The sequence below is a fragment of the Pseudomonas flavocrustae genome, from assembly GCF_029872515.1.
Classification (GTDB): Bacteria; Pseudomonadota; Gammaproteobacteria; order Pseudomonadales; family Pseudomonadaceae; genus Chryseomonas; species Chryseomonas aestiva.
Map to the genome: position 1 here is coordinate 37,920 of NZ_JAPDIQ010000013.1, position 14,610 is coordinate 52,529.

At 65.6% G+C, this 14,610-nt stretch carries 14 protein-coding genes; 8 read left to right on the plus strand and 6 right to left on the minus strand.

Features of this window, described 5'->3' with window-relative positions:
• Window positions 1–63 precede the first annotated feature (63 nt).
• A complete protein-coding gene (locus OMP44_RS22155) occupies window positions 64–1,008 on the plus strand; it encodes an NAD-dependent epimerase/dehydratase family protein (RefSeq protein WP_280311303.1) in 945 nt (314 codons plus the stop codon).
• 173 nt (window positions 1,009–1,181) lie between these two features.
• Complete coding sequence (locus OMP44_RS22160; RefSeq protein ID WP_187978451.1) at window positions 1,182–2,036, plus strand: ATPase; 855 nt, start codon at window positions 1,182–1,184, stop codon at window positions 2,034–2,036.
• Here the strand turns inward: OMP44_RS22160 and OMP44_RS22165 are convergent.
• From OMP44_RS22165 to OMP44_RS22180, 4 genes are all read right to left on the minus strand, one after another.
• A complete protein-coding gene (locus OMP44_RS22165) occupies window positions 2,017–3,081 on the minus strand; it encodes an ion transporter (RefSeq protein WP_187978452.1) in 1,065 nt (354 codons plus the stop codon). The genes OMP44_RS22160 and OMP44_RS22165 overlap by 20 nt on opposite strands.
• The gene (locus tag OMP44_RS22170) at window positions 3,078–3,638 is read right to left on the minus strand and encodes a cob(I)yrinic acid a,c-diamide adenosyltransferase (protein WP_187978453.1); all 561 of its coding nucleotides are present in this window, start codon (window positions 3,636–3,638) and stop codon (window positions 3,078–3,080) included. The genes OMP44_RS22165 and OMP44_RS22170 overlap by 4 nt, the downstream gene beginning before the upstream one ends.
• Before the next feature lie 180 nt (window positions 3,639–3,818).
• Entirely contained in the window at window positions 3,819–5,840 is a 2,022-nt protein-coding gene (locus OMP44_RS22175) for a sensor histidine kinase (protein ID WP_133863013.1), read from the minus strand.
• A 43-nt stretch (window positions 5,841–5,883) separates the two neighbouring features.
• A complete protein-coding gene (locus OMP44_RS22180) occupies window positions 5,884–6,798 on the minus strand; it encodes a putative 2-dehydropantoate 2-reductase (RefSeq protein WP_280311309.1) in 915 nt (304 codons plus the stop codon).
• A gap of 124 nt (window positions 6,799–6,922) precedes the next feature.
• On the opposite strand from OMP44_RS22180, the gene OMP44_RS22185 reads away from it, so the two are divergent.
• Window positions 6,923–7,402, plus strand: coding sequence for a YajQ family cyclic di-GMP-binding protein (locus OMP44_RS22185; protein WP_133863011.1), 480 nt, complete (start codon window positions 6,923–6,925; stop codon window positions 7,400–7,402).
• Window positions 7,403–7,506: 104 nt separating this feature from the next.
• Window positions 7,507–8,343 (plus strand): mechanosensitive ion channel family protein, encoded by an 837-nt coding sequence (locus OMP44_RS22190; RefSeq protein ID WP_405046463.1) that lies wholly within the window; start codon window positions 7,507–7,509, stop codon window positions 8,341–8,343.
• 7 nt (window positions 8,344–8,350) lie between these two features.
• On the opposite strand, the gene OMP44_RS22195 is transcribed toward OMP44_RS22190, so the two are convergent.
• Window positions 8,351–10,066 carry an AmpG family muropeptide MFS transporter gene (locus tag OMP44_RS22195; protein ID WP_158889438.1) on the minus strand — a complete coding sequence of 572 codons (1,716 nt, stop codon included), beginning with the start codon at window positions 10,064–10,066 and terminating at the stop codon, window positions 8,351–8,353.
• 28 nt (window positions 10,067–10,094) lie between these two features.
• On the minus strand, window positions 10,095–10,433 hold the full coding sequence (locus tag OMP44_RS22200; RefSeq protein WP_133863008.1) for an MGMT family protein: 339 nt from the start codon (window positions 10,431–10,433) through the stop codon (window positions 10,095–10,097).
• 240 nt (window positions 10,434–10,673) lie between these two features.
• On the opposite strand from OMP44_RS22200, the gene OMP44_RS22205 reads away from it, so the two are divergent.
• The 4 genes from OMP44_RS22205 to groL all read left to right on the plus strand — a co-directional run bounded on the left by OMP44_RS22205 (window position 10,674) and on the right by groL (window position 14,454).
• On the plus strand, window positions 10,674–11,681 hold the full coding sequence (locus OMP44_RS22205; RefSeq protein ID WP_133863007.1) for a DUF481 domain-containing protein: 1,008 nt from the start codon (window positions 10,674–10,676) through the stop codon (window positions 11,679–11,681).
• A gap of 151 nt (window positions 11,682–11,832) precedes the next feature.
• Window positions 11,833–12,291, plus strand: coding sequence for an FxsA family protein (locus OMP44_RS22210; RefSeq protein WP_133863006.1), 459 nt, complete (start codon window positions 11,833–11,835; stop codon window positions 12,289–12,291).
• Between the two features lie 189 nt (window positions 12,292–12,480).
• Window positions 12,481–12,774 (plus strand): co-chaperone GroES, encoded by a 294-nt coding sequence (locus tag OMP44_RS22215; RefSeq protein WP_007161933.1) that lies wholly within the window; start codon window positions 12,481–12,483, stop codon window positions 12,772–12,774.
• Between the two features lie 39 nt (window positions 12,775–12,813).
• On the plus strand, window positions 12,814–14,454 hold the full coding sequence (gene groL, locus OMP44_RS22220) for a chaperonin GroEL (RefSeq protein WP_133863005.1): 1,641 nt from the start codon (window positions 12,814–12,816) through the stop codon (window positions 14,452–14,454).
• Window positions 14,455–14,610: the final 156 nt, after the last annotated feature.

Consider the following 14,610-nt stretch of genomic DNA (forward strand, 5'->3'; position numbering starts at 1 on the left):
TTGGTTACACTGGTCCCTGGGTCGCCCTCGGCGACCGCGGACAGGTTCGGGAATCCCAGCGACATGCGTATCTTGATCACGGGCGCCAGCGAGGCGCTCGGTGCGGGTCTGGCCTGCGATCTGCTCGACCGCGGCCAACTGGTGCGGGTGCACGGCCGCCCCGGCGCGACCCTGGACACCCTGGTCGAACGCGGCGCCGACTACCACCCGGCCTTGCTCGACCAGCCCGCGCAGGTGGTGGCGCTGTGCGACGACATCGACGCCATCGCCCACTGCACCGACGTGGCCGGCGTGCCGAGCGCCGCCGATCTGGATCATGGTCAGGTGCTGATCGAAGCCGCCCTGCAGCAGCAGGTCGCGCAATTCGTCTATGTGTCGTCCGCGCGCCTCTACGAAAGCGGCGGCGAAGCGCTCAAGGAAGACCAGGTGCCGGCCAAGCCCAGGAGCCGCGAGGCCCAGCGCCGTCTGCAACTGGAGCGCCTGGCCCTGGCCGCCGGTGAATTCGGCCCCCAGGTCACGGTGTTGCGGCCGGCCCAGGTGCTCGGCCTGGCCGATCGCGACTGGGCGCGCTGGTTGCTGGAGCGGGCCAAGGCCAGGCAGCTGGGACGCAGCGGCAACGGTCTCAATCGCTGGGACTTCACCAGCGCCGGCAACCTGCGCAAGGCCCTGGTGACCTTGCTGCTCAGGCAACCCGCCGCCACCCACGGCAAGGTCTTCAACCTCAGCGATGGCCAGCCCCTGGTGTGCTGGGACGCGATCAACTTCCTGCTGCGCCGCTTCGAGCTGCCGCCAGTCGTCGAGCGCAAGGCCTTCGATCCCCGGCGCCTCTATGCCCGCTTGCGCACCCCGGGTCATGAATCCTGCTGGCCCGAGTTGCTCGACAGCGCCTTCACCCTGGACATCCGCGCCGCCCAGGAGGCCTTCGGCTACCTGCCCGAGGCCAGTTCCTGGAGCGCCCTGGAAGAATATCGCCCGCGGGCGCCCCAGGCCCATAGCGGAGCGGTCTAGCGGCAATCCTCAGCGCACCCAGGGCAGGGCATGCTGGCGCTTTGCTATCGACGCAGACTGCGTTTCGGCGCACGCTCCCGGGGCCAATCCGCGTGCCGGCTGCCTCGCGTCCATGGCGACGGCCGTTATACTGGCCGCGATTCCGTCTTCCTGCCTCTGCTCACAGGTCTGCCATGCGCAACGATCTTCTCGATGAAATGGATAACGTCCCGAGTCTGACTCCGGAGCGCGACGATCGCCGTCCCGGCAGTCGGCGTCCGGTCGAAGCCGAAGAGGTCTATCGCGAACCCGCTGCCGGTCACTCCCGCCCGGTACGCCGCGGGCCCTCCACCGCGCCGCTGTGGGTGCTGGTCGCGGCCCTGACCCTGGCCCTGGCCGGGGTCGCCTGGTGGAGTCATCAGCAACTGGTGCTGATGCAGGAGCAGGTGGTGGCCACCCAGGAAAACTTCGCGCGCATCAGCGAAGACGCCCAGGGTCGCCTGAGGGACATCTCCGGCAAGCTGGTGGAGAGTGAATCCTCCGGCACCACCAGTCGCGAGGCCCTGCTGCTGCAGGTCAAGACGCTGCAGACCAAGGTCGCCGAACTCACCCGCCAGCAGCAGGGGGTGACGGACAACCAGCAGGCCCAGGACAACCGTCTGCAGAACCTCTCCACCGCGGTGCAGACGGTGCAGACCGGCAGCGACGAGGTGGATACCCGGCTCAAGGCCCTGGCCGAGGAGCAGACCACACTGAAGAACGGCCTGGCGCAGACCGCCAGCCTGAGCGAGCAGGTGGCCAGCCTCAATGCGCAGAACAAGGCGCTGCAGGCCGACATCGCCGCGCTGAAGAAACCCAGCGCCCAGAACCAGGCGCTTGGCGAGATGCAGCAGGACCTGCTGGTATTGCGCAGCGAACTGGACGCCCGCCCGGTGGGCCCGGACAGCAAGGAATTCGACGCCTTCCGCCTGCAGACCACCCGCAACATCACCACCCTGCAGACCCAAGTGCAGAATCTGCAGCAGCAGATCAGCGCCGGGGCGCGTTGATCGGATCGATCTCGTTGCGCTGCCACTCCTGCGGCCAGAGTTCGCCATCGAGCTGATCGAGCCGGCGCTGCAGGACCTTCTGCTTGAATACCTCGAGGATCTCCACCAGCACCTCGTCCAGGGCATTGTCCTGGGCGCCGCTGGGCAGACTCTGATCGAAGCCGTGATCGGCCAGGCGACTGGCCAGGGCGCGGAAGTCGCGGGTGCGCAGACTGGCCGCCGCTTCCCGGACCAGGCCGTTGACGATATCGGTGAGCACCCCGTCCAGGGTGTCGGCCAGGCGCTCACCCATGGGCAGACGCTTGAGCCGGGCCAAGTCGGGATTCTCGTCCAGGGCGCCCTGCACCACGTCGCCGACCAGGCGTTCCAGGGTGGCGCGATTCTGGCTGTAGCCCTGTTCCACCATTGCCTGGATGCGCAGCGCCATGCCGTCGATCAGCCGCTGCTTGCGCGGGCGGATGACGCGGTCGATCACGCTCTGGGAGAAGTCGTCGCGGGTGTTGAGTTCGTCCTGCAATTCGCCGCAGATCTTGATCATCACCCGATCCGAAAGGTCTTCCATGAGCAGCTGGTAGTAGTGGTTGAACAGCCGATAGGGCCGCCAGCCGCGCATGTCGATCAGCCCCAGGCGCTGCAGGCGCAGGAGCAGCGAGACGATGCGCAGCGCCCGCAGCAGGCGGAAGCCGCCCAGGGGAATGCAGCCGAGCACGTCGTACCAGTGGATGAAGGGATAGTGGTACCAGCGGGCATGGCGGCGCTCGACCACCGCCACCAGCCAGCCGAGCAGCACATCGGCGAGGAAGAAGGCGACGAACACCAGGTCGATGCGGGTGAAATGGGCATGGATGCGTTCGCCATAGAAGGCGTGGAAGCCGGGCAGCACCGCGGCCAGGGCCTGGTTGAGCGGTCCCAGGGCATAGAGGCTGTCGAACAGGATCAGCGCCAGGTTCACGCAGACCAGGATCAGGATCAGGCCGTCCCACAGCGCCAGCAGGCCCTCGTGGCGGCGCGGTGGTGGCGCGGCGGGTGCGGCCGGCGCGCTCATGGCCGTGCGGCCTGCCAGAGCACCTCGCTCAGCCCCTGGCGCCGAGCGACGATTCGGGCGGCGACGAACAGCAGGTCGGACAGCCGATTGAGATAGGGCAGGCCCTGGCCTTCCAGCGGCTCCACCGCGTGCAGGCTGCGGCAGCGCCGCTCGGCACTGCGGGCCAGGGTGCGGCAGACATGGGCCTGGGCCACGGCGCGCGAGCCGCCGGGCAGGATGAAGTTCTCCAGCGGCCCCAGTTCGGCGTTCCAGTGATCGATGGCGCCTTCCAGGCGCTCGATCTCCACCGGCTGCAGGGCGCGATAGCTGGGCATGGCCAATTCACCACCGAGATCGAACAGCCGGTGCTGGCAGGGTGCCAGGGCGTCGCTCACCTCGGCCAGGCGGGTATCGTCCGCCAGCTCGGCGAGCAGCAGACCCAGGGCACTGTTGAGTTCGTCCACCGCGCCGATGGCCTCGATGCGCGGATGATCCTTGGGTACCCGGCTGCCGTCGGCCAGGCCGGTATCGCCGGCGTCGCCCTGGCGGGTGTAGATCTCAGTAAGGCGAAAACCCATGGCGCAGCTCCTGATGAGGTTCTAAGGGCTTGTCTGAGAAGTCGCCGAGCGACGGTCAGGCAAGGCAAAAATCGGTGAGGAAGCGGAGTTCACGAAGAGTAAATGAGCATTCCGACCGGGCTGGCGATCCAGGTGATTTTTAACGCAGCATGGCCGAGCACAGGCACTTTTCAGACAAGCCTAGGCTGTGTCGAAGTCGGCCTGGATGAGCGGCAGGCGCAGGGTGAAGCAGGTCCCTACGCCGGGCGTGGAGTGCACCTCCATCTGCCCCTTGTGGTTGTTGGTGATGATGAAGTACGACACCGACAGGCCCAGACCGGTGCCCTGGCCCACCTCCTTGGTGGTGAAGAAGGGCTCGAAGATGCGCTTGCAGATATCCTCGGGGATACCGATGCCGTTGTCTTCCACCTGGATCTCCGCCCAGCCGCCGCGCAGCCTGGTGCGCAAGGTGATGCGGCCGTATTCGCCTTCTTCCTCGTCGTCGCGCAGGTGGATAGCCTGGGCGGCGTTCTTCAGCAGGTTGAGCAGCACCTGCTCCAGTTCATTGCCGATCACCGGCACCGGCCCCAGTGCCGGATCGAATTCGCGGATGATCGACAGGGTGCGGAAGTCGAAGCCTTCCGCCAGGTCGAAGTCGTTGCCGGCGATCTCGATGGCCTGGTCGATCAGCGGCGGCAATTCGCTGGCTTCCATCTTGCGATTGCTGCGCCGGCTGAAGGCCAGCATGTGGCTGACGATCTTGGCCGCGCGGCTGCCGGCCTGGTGGATGCCGTCGAGCAGCCGCGGGATCTGCCGGCTTTCCAGGTAGCAATTCACCGCATTGAGTTCGACGCCGGATTCGGCGGCCTGCTCGAGATTCTTCGGCAATTCCGGCGACAGCCGGCGGCGGATGTTCTGCACGTTGTGCAGGATGGCGCCCAGGGGATTGTTGATCTCGTGGGCCATGCCGGCGGCCAGGCCGCCCACCGAGAGCATCTTTTCCGACTGCACCATCATCTCTTCCATGTTGAGGCGCTGGGTGATGTCGTCGATGCGGATCACCACGCCACGTCCGGCGCCGCCCATCAGCGGGTAGAAGGTCAGGGTGTAGTGGCGCGGGGTATCGGTCAGCGCCCAGGTCACCCGCTCCACCTTTTCCACCCGCAGCAATTCGGCGGTGCGACTCAGTTGCGGCAGGAACGGCTTGAGCGAGGGAAAGGCAAGAAACACCGGCTGGTTCAGGGCTTCGTCCAGCTGGGTGCCGGAGAGGTGGGTGGCTTCCTGGTTCCACTGGGTCACGTAGAACTGCTCGTCCACCGCGATCAGCGCCGAGGGCATGGAGTCGATGATGCTGTTGAGGTAGTTCTGGAAGCCGGTGAGCTTCTTCTCGATCTTGCCGCGGACCTGTACCTCCAGTTCCAGCTTGCGGTTGGAGCGGCGCGTCTCCTCGGCCAGGCTCTGGGCCTGCAGCACGGCGTACTGGGCGTCGTCGCGGGCGCGCTTGAGTTGCTGCTCGCGGCCCTGGATGCGGCCGAGCATGGTGTTGAAGGATTCCGCCAGGCGACCCAGTTCGTCTTCGCTGCCCTTGCTGGCGCGCAGCGAGTAGTTTTCCTCGCGGGTCACCTGGCGGGAAAGTTCTTCCAGCTCGCGGATCGGCAGGGTGATGAGTCGCTTGATCTGTCGCGCCACCACCAGCCAGAGCAGGATGCTGAAGGTCAGGATCGCCAGGCTGGCGGTCAGGGTGCCGCGGTAGAAGGCGCCCGGCAGCTCGCTGCTGGCCACCAGCAGCAGATGCCCGGGCGGGCCCTCGGGGCGCGGCAGTTCCACCAGCAGGTTGGTGCGGAATTCCCGCAGGCGCCAGGTCTGCAGCTCTTCGAAGCGCGCGGGTACCTGCAGGCGATCGCCGTTGTGCAACTCGGCCAGGCGCTGGCCCTGGCTGTCGTAGACCGCGGCCAGGCGCAGCGGCGCATAGCCGTCCAGCTGGCGCAACTGCACCTGGGCCGCCTCCGGCGAGGCCAGCACCTCGCGACTGAGCACCGGGCTGGCGAACAGCCGGCCCAGGGTCTGCAGCGCCTGGGGCGCCACGCTTTCCTGGGAGATCCAGTAGGCGGCACTGATGAAGGTCACGTTGGCCACCACCAGCACCGCGATCATCATCACCAGCAGGGCGGCCAGCAACTTGCGGCCGACCGGGAGATTCTTCAGGCGTTTGGCGAGGATCATGGCGCAGCCGCGGCAACAGGGAAGCGGGCAGGGTAGCCCGCAGCTAGTCCTCGGGCAATCCGCGCTCCGCGAGCCGGGTCCGCAACCGCTGCTGGAGGTCCGTCAGATGCGGCACCGGCAGGCGCAGCCGTCCGGCGATCGGCAGGGCATGACCGAGCAGATGGCTCACCTCGGTGCGCTGGCCGCGCTCCACGTCCTGCAGCATGGAAGAGCGGTTGTTGGCGGTGGCGGCGATCACCGCCTCGACCTCCTGCTGCAGCCCCTGGGCCGCCGGGGCGAGGCCCATGGCTTCCAGCAGGGCCGCGAGTTCGTCGCAGAGCGCCGCTACCTCCGCTGCGTGCTGGCGCAGCTCGCCGTTGCGGCAGCGATGCAGCACGGTCAGCGGATTGATGGCGCAGTTGATCGCCAGCTTGCGCCACAGCCGGGCGTCGATGTCTTCGGTCCAGCGCACCGGGAAACCCAGCTGGGTAAGGGTGTCCAGCCAGGGTGGCGGGGTATGGCTGCCGAGCTGGTCGCCGATCCAGATCTGCCCGGCGCCGGCCGCCACCACATGGAAGTCGGTCTCGCGATAGGCCCCCTCGGTGGTGCTGGCTCTCAGGCAGCGCGCCCGCGGGACCCGGGCGGCCACGGCATCCTGGCTGCCCAGGCCGTTCTGCAGCAGCAGGATCTCGGCCTCCGGTTCCAGGCGCGCGGCGACGCTGGCGATGGCTTCTTCGGCGTCATAGCTCTTGCAGGCGAGGATCAGGCGGCGGATCGGATTGCCGGCCTCGGGCGTCTCGGCCGGCAGCGGATAGAGGCTGGTGGTGTCGCCTTCGCTGAGTTGCAGTCCGCCGCCGGCGCGATACTGCGCCAGGCGTGTACGGTCACGCAGGATCAGCCGGACCGGTTCGCCACCGCGAAACAGCCGCGCCGCCCAGAGTCCGCCGAGACTGCCGGCACCCAGTACGTGCCAGCTCACAACTGTGACTCCAGGGTGGATTCGCGGGGCATGGTTGGATTCCTGCAAGGCTAGGGTCAGTCGTTATAATGGTCGGTCATGCCGCAGCGTCAAGGCTGCCCCATCGCAACCGAGGAGAAAATCCATGCCTTCCTTCGACGTGGTATCGGAGCTGGACAAGCACGAAGTCACCAATGCCGTCGACAACGCCATCAAGGACCTTGATCGCCGCTACGACCTGCGCGGCAAGGGCAGCTTCGAAGCCAAGGACCTGACGGTGACCCTCACCGCCGATGCCGACTTCCAGCTCGAACAGATGCTGGAGATCCTCAAGGTCAACCTGGCCAAGCGCAAGATCGACGTCCAGTGCCTGGAGGTCAAGGATGCCTATGCCTCCGGCAAGTCCGTCAAGCAGGAGACCGTCCTGCGCGAGGGGATCGACAAGGAGCTGGCGAAGAAGATCGTCGCCCTGATCAAGGACAGCAAGATCAAGGTTCAGGCCGCCATCCAGGGCGAGCAGGTGCGCATCACCGGCAAGAAGCGCGACGAGTTGCAGGAGGTCATCGCCCTGCTGCGCGGCCAGTCCCTGGACATGCCGCTGCAATACCAGAACTTCCGTGATTGAGCTGACTCCCTTTAGGGTCGCCGCCGAGCGCGGCGGCATCTGACTGAAGAGGTAACAGGAGACGCCGTTTGGATATCGAAAACCAATACAACCACCTGCTGGCGATGACCGCGGGCTGGCTGCCCATTGTCCTGCAGTATTCCGGCCGGGTGCTGCTGGCGCTGCTGACCCTGGCCATCGGCTGGTGGTTGATCAACAAGGTCTCGGCCAAGGCCAGCGGCCTGGCGGCCCACCATGGCGCCGACCCGGCGCTGCTGAGTTTCCTCGGCAGCCTGGTCAGCATCATCCTCAAGATCCTGCTGGCGGTCAGCGCGGCGTCCATGATCGGCATCGCCACGACCTCCTTTGTCGCCATCATCGGTGCGGCCGGTCTGGCCGTGGGTCTGGCACTGCAGGGCAGCCTGTCGAATTTTGCCGGCGGTGTGCTGATCCTGACCTTCCGCCCCTTTCGCGTCGGTGAATTCATCGAAGCCCAAGGCGTGATGGGGACGGTGAATTCCATCCAGATCTTCCACACCATCCTGCTGACCGGGGACAACAAGACCGTCACCATTCCCAACGGCAATCTGTCCAACGGCATCATCACCAACTACTCGCGCCAGCCCAAGCGCAAGGTGATCTTCGATGTCGGCGTGGATTACGAGGCCGATCTGCAGAAGGGCCGCGAGGTGCTGCTGGCGCTGGCGGAAGACTCGCGGGTGCATCGGGATCCGGCCGCCGAGGTGGTGGTATCGGCCCTGGGCGACAGCGCCATCACCCTGTCGCTGCGCTTCTGGACCGACAGCGGCGACTACTGGCCGCTGATGTTCATGCTCAACGAGCAGGTCCGCGACCGTCTGGGCGCGGTGGGTATCGGCATTCCCTTCCCGCAGCGAGTGGTGCACTTCGCCAACACTGCACCGGTCGCTGAGGCGCAGGGCGAGTCCAGCCCCGCCGCCTAGGTCCCGCTCAGCTCCCGCCGGTCTTGACGACGGCGGGATCGCGCCGCTGACGCAGCCAGAGCACGGCGATCAGCAGCAGCGTCGGCACCCCCATCAGCGCGGTCAGGGAGAAGAACGAGCTGTAGCCGACGTGCTCGACCATGGCCCCCGAATAGCCACCCAGCAGGCGCGGCAACAGCAGCATCAGCGAGCTGAGCATGGCGTACTGGGTGGCCGAGAATCTGAGGTTGGTCAGACTCGACAGGTAGGCGACAAAGGCCGAGGTGGCCATGCCGCCACTGACGTTGTCGGCGCAGATGGTGGCGATCAGCAGCGGCACGTTGGCGCCGGTGGAGGCGATCACCACGAACAGCAGGTTGGTCAGCGCCGAAGCGGCGCCGCCGAGGAAAAGGATCGGCAGGATGCCTACCCGGGTGATCAGCACGCCGCCCAGGCCCGCGCCGAACAGGGTCATGAACACCCCGAAGATCTTGCTGACCCCGGCGATGGTTTCCTTGCTGTATCCCACGTCGATATAGAAGACGCTGGCCATCACCCCCATGACCGTGTCGGACAGCCGATAGGTGGAGATCAGGCCGAGCAGCAGCAGCGCCTGCCACTGGTAGCGCTGGATGAATTCGGTGATGGGCGTCAGCACCGGTGCCATCAGCCGGCGCCCCGGCGCGGTCAGGCACAGCCAGACGATCAGGCCGTACATCAGACCGCGCGGCCAGTAGCCGCCGGCCAGGGCCGACAGGCCGCCGGTGGCGGCCACGATCAGCACGATCAGCAGGATCACCGAGACCATCTGGTGGACGAAGTCGAAGCGTGGCAGTTCTTCGGCATTGGCCGCATCGCGCAACCGCAGGGGCTCGCGCATGCGGCGCATGAGATCACTCAGGGGCTTGGAGCAATAGCGGCCCCAGGGCGACAGGCAGCCGACGATGAACAGGCTGTAGAGCAGGGCGCGTGGCCAGGCCTGGGCGATGGCGGCATTGATGGCGGCGGGGATGGAGATCAGCATCACCAGCAGCAGGGCAACCGCCACCAGCTGGTGATTGAAGCCGAAGCGCGATTCCGCCATGGCCATGGGCGCTACCGGCTCGGGTTCGCGAATCAGCACGCTGGTCACCAGGCCCGGCAGCACCAGGAGGGCGAACAGCATGTAGGTAGTGGCCCAGGCGCTCTGGCTGTAGCCCAACCGGGACGAGCCCAGCTCCTCGGCGAGAAACAGCGCGCCGGCGCTGGCCAGCAGGGCGGCGATGCGATAGCCGGTCATGTAGCAGGCGGCCAGGGCGGCCTGGCGATCGTCGTCGGCGATTTCCAGGCGATAGGCGTCCACGGCGATGTCCTGGGTGGCCGAGGCAAAGGCCACCAGCACGGCCAGGGCGATGAGTTGCTCCAGGTGCTGCTGCGGATTGCACAGCGCCATGCCGATCAATCCCAGGCCCACCAGAATCTGCGACAGCACCAGCCAGGAGCGTCGCCGCCCGAGCTTGCCGATCAGCGGCAGCTTCCACAGGTCGAGCATGGGCGACCAGACCCACTTGAAGGCATAGGCCAGACCGATCCAGCTGGCATAGCCGATGGTCTCGCGACTCACGCCCGCTTCGCGCAGCCAGACCGACAGGGTGGAAAACACCAGCATGGCTGGCAGGCCCGCAGCGAAACCCAGCAGCAGCAGGGCCAGGCAGGCCTTTGACTTGTAGGTGGTGACGGCTTCACGCCAGAAACGTGCAAACATGCCCTTGGGCTCGGAAAAAACGCGCACTCTACTCGACACTCTCAGCTGGATTCCACCGGTACCGACGCATGTCCACCCGGTCCTCGTGCAGCAGTACACCCTCGGCCCGCAGCCGCTCGCGTTGCTCCCGGCCAGAGGGGCTGTCCTGGGTCAGGCTCGGCCGGCCATCCGCCGCGATCACCCGATGCCAGGGCAGGGCACTGCCCTCCGGCAGACGCCCCAGCACCCAGCCCACCCAGCGGGCTCCGCGACCGAGCCCGGCGAGTTCCGCCAACTGGCCATAGCTGACCACCCGCCCCGCGGGAATGGCGGCCAGTGCCAGGAAGACGGCCTGGCGACGGGATTCGAGGGGAGGGGGTGCACGCATGACGCCCTGCTGCTCCGGGGGAGAAGAGTGCCAGTGTGCCGAAAAGTTTGGTTACGGTGGTGCTGAAACGTGTCGAGCTGCCGCATTCTCCCAAGACGCCCGACCTTTGGGCAGTATTTCCGGAAACTTGCCTAACTTTTACCCAGGAACGGTTGCGCGAGCCTCTGGCACCCGGATAATCGCGCCCCTCTCGTTTCGTTACCTTTCCACCCAAGTCCACCCAAAGGTGTCCTGGTGCCCATGCGTTTTCGATTGCTCTCCTCGCTCGCGCTGTTGTCACTCGCCTCCTTCGCCCATGCCGACACCGTCTGGCTCAAGAATGGCGATCGTCTGACCGGAACCATCAAGCTGCTGGACAGCAAGAAGCTGCTCTTGCAGACCGAATACGGCGGCAACATTCCCCTGTCCTGGGACAAGATCAAGACGCTGCAGCGTGACAAGCCCGTCATCGTCCAGCGCGGCAAGTACGAACCCGATTTCCCGGTGGAAAGCCTCAAGCCGGCCGACGACGGCCAGGTGGTGGTCACCACCACCGATGGCCAGCAGACCGTCCCCCTGGCCAGCATCACCCAGATCGTGCCGCCGCGGCCCTTCCTGCGCGACTTCGCCTGGAAAGGCAACATCGACGCCGGCCTGGACTACATCAGCTCCTCCGAGGACAGCCAGAAGTACGACATCGACTTCAAGACCCAGGCGCGCCATGGCATGTGGCGGCACAACGCCAACGGCAGCTACGACCGCTACAAGGCCAACGATACCGTCTCGACCAACAAGTACGATCTGCAATACGCCCTGGATCGCTTCTTCGACGAGAAATTCTTCTGGCAGGGCCGCGCCGAATACAAGCGCGACTGGATCCAGGCGCTGGCCAAGCAGCGGACCCTGGGTACCGGTCCCGGTTACCAGTTCTGGGACAACGAACTGGGTGCCTTCTCGCTCACCGGCCTGCTCAACCACAATCGCTACCAGTATGCGGACGGCGGCTCCGACCAGTTCCTCTCGGCGAGCATGAAGTGGGACTACAACCGCTATCTGTACGGTCAGACCATCCAGTTCTTCACCACGGGTGAACTGGGTCGTCCGCTGGATAACACCGCCAACTTCACCTTCGACGGCGATGTCGGCCTGAGATACAAGGTGACCAACTGGGCGTCGCTGAACCTCAAGGCGTCCAAGGAACTGACCAGCGGTGCCGAGGGCAACGTCAACCAGACCGAGTACACCGCCGGTGTCGGCGTGTCCTGGTAACCCGATATTTCCCTGACCCTGTGCAACCCCCTCAAGGCCGCGACTTTCGCGGCCTTGTCGTTTGTGCCGGGCGCCTGGCGGCGACCTTGAAATCGGCTCGACCGCCTCCATCTCCTGTCTTTCAACCGGCTTCCACCGTGAAGGACCTGAGATGCGCGTGACCGCCTTACTCTTCTTGCTGTTCCCCTTTGTGGAACTGGCCGTACTCATCAAGATCGGCAGCGAAATCGGCGTGCTCGCCACCTTCGCCCTGCTGCTGCTGAGCTTTCTGGTCGGTGTCGCCCTGCTGCGCGTCGCCGGCTTCACCACCCTCTGGCGCATCCGCATGCGCCTGGCCCAGGGGCAGATGCCCGAGCAGGAAGTCATCCAGGGCCTGACCCTGGCGATTGCCGGCGCCCTGCTGATCTTTCCGGGCTTCATCAGCGACGTTCTGGCGCTCGTCTGCCTCTTGCCGGTGACCCGCAAGGCCCTGCTGGGCGCGGTGATCGGCCGGGTGACCCGGCGCAATCCCGGCGCCCAGGGCTATCAGCCGGGCGCCGGTCAGGGCGCGCCTCATCGCCCCGAGGTGATCGAGGGTGAAGTGGTGCACCGTGACGAGCAAAAACGCTAAAAATTTTGTCCTCCGCCCTTGAAATGCCTGGCGACAACCTCATGTAGCGGACACCGCAAGGTTGTCGCCGCAAGGCGAGCAGGTTTCGCGTCCTGTCATGCACAGGGCGCACCCGGCGCAGCCGGTAAAAACAAACTGCCGATGCAGTCATCGGCGCTGGAAACACTTAGAACTTTGGGAGATACGACAATGGCGCTTCGTCCTCTGCATGATCGCGTTGTGATTCGTCGCAGCGAAGAAGAGACCAAATCCGCTGGCGGCATCGTGCTGCCGGGCTCGGCTGCCGAAAAGCCGAACCGCGGTGAAGTGGTTGCCGTAGGCACTGGACGCGTGCTGGACAACGGCGACGTCCGTGCTCCGGCGGTGAAAGTGGGTGACAAGGTGGTTTTCGGTCCCTATTCCGGCAGCAACGCCATCAAGGTCGATGGCGAAGAACTGCTGGTGATGGCTGAGTCCGAAATCCTGGCCGTTATCGAAGGCTGATCCCCGCTCACTTTTCGAATTTCTTAGAGGAAACAGAACATGGCTGCAAAAGACGTCAAATTTGGTGACTCCGCGCGCAAGAAGCTGCTGACCGGTGTCAACACCCTGGCCGACGCCGTCAAGGCCACCCTGGGCCCGAAAGGCCGTAACGTGGTTCTGGAGCGTAGCTTCGGTGCTCCCCTGATCACCAAGGACGGCGTGTCCGTCGCCAAGGAGATCGAGCTCAAGGATCGCATCGAGAACATCGGCGCCCAGCTGGTGAAAGACGTGGCCTCCAAGGCCAACGACGCTGCCGGCGACGGCACCACCACCGCCACCGTGCTGGCCCAGGCCATTGTCACCGAAGGCCTGAAGTCCGTGGCCGCCGGCCTGAACCCGATGGATCTGAAGCGCGGCATCGACAAGGCCACCGCTGCCGTCGTCGCCGAGCTGAAGAACCTGTCCAAGCCCTGCGCCGACAGCAAGGCCATCGCCCAGGTAGGCACCATCTCCGCCAACTCCGACGAAAGCATCGGCAACATCATCGCCGAAGCCATGGAGAAGGTTGGTAAGGAAGGCGTCATCACCGTCGAAGAAGGCTCGGGCCTGGAAAACGAACTGTCCGTCGTTGAAGGAATGCAGTTCGACCGTGGCTACCTGTCGCCCTACTTCATCAACAAGCCCGACACCATGTCGGCCGAGCTGGACAGCCCGCTGCTGCTGCTGGTCGACAAGAAGATCTCCAACATCCGCGAACTGCTGCCGGTGCTGGAATCTGTCGCCAAGGCCGGTCGCCCGCTGCTGATCGTCGCCGAAGACGTCGAAGGCGAAGCCCTGGCCACCCTGGTGGTCAACAACATGCGCGGTATCGTCAAGGTCGCTGCCGTCAAGGCGCCGGGCTTCGGTGATCGTCGCAAGGCCATGCTGCAGGACATCGCCATCCTGACCGGCGGTACCGTCATCTCCGAAGAAGTCGGTCTGAGCCTGGAAAGCACCACTCTGGAGCACCTGGGTCAAGCCAAGCGTGTGGTCCTGAACAAGGAAAACACCACCGTCATCGACGGCGCCGGCGTGGAAGTCGACATCCAGGCCCGCATCAAGCAGATCCGTGCCCAGGTCGAAGAAACCTCTTCCGACTACGACAAAGAGAAGCTGCAAGAGCGTCTGGCCAAGCTGGCCGGCGGTGTTGCCGTGATCAAGGTTGGCGCTGCCACCGAAGTCGAGATGAAAGAGAAGAAAGCCCGCGTTGAAGACGCCCTGCACGCTACCCGCGCTGCCGTGGAAGAAGGCGTGGTGCCTGGCGGCGGTGTCGCCCTGGTGCGTGCCCTGGACGCGCTGAAGGACCTGAAAGGCATCAACGAAGAGCAGAACGCCGGTATCAACATCCTGCGTCGCGCCGTCGAAGCCCCGCTGCGCCAGATCGTGGCCAACGCCGGTGACGAAGCCTCTGTCGTGCTGGACAAGGTCAAGCAGGGCAGCGGCAACTACGGCTACAACGCCGCCACTGGCGAATACGGCGACATGCTGGAATTCGGCATCATCGACCCGGCCAAGGTGACCCGCAGCGCGCTGCAGGCCGCTTCCTCCATCGCCGGTCTGCTGATCACCACCGAAGCCATCGTGGCTGAGCTGCCGAAAGACGACTCCGCTCCGGCCATGCCCGATATGGGCGGCATGGGTGGCATGGGCGGCATGATGTAACACCCGCTCCGGCCCCCGGGCCGAGCCCAACCCCGGTGCTCCTCGCGGACACCGGGGTTTTTTATGGCCGGTCGCCGGCCCGCCCGCGCTGGTCGAGGCCGCCGGGGCCGGTTAGGCTCTGTGCCGAACAGACGACAACGAGGCCCGCGGTGGGCT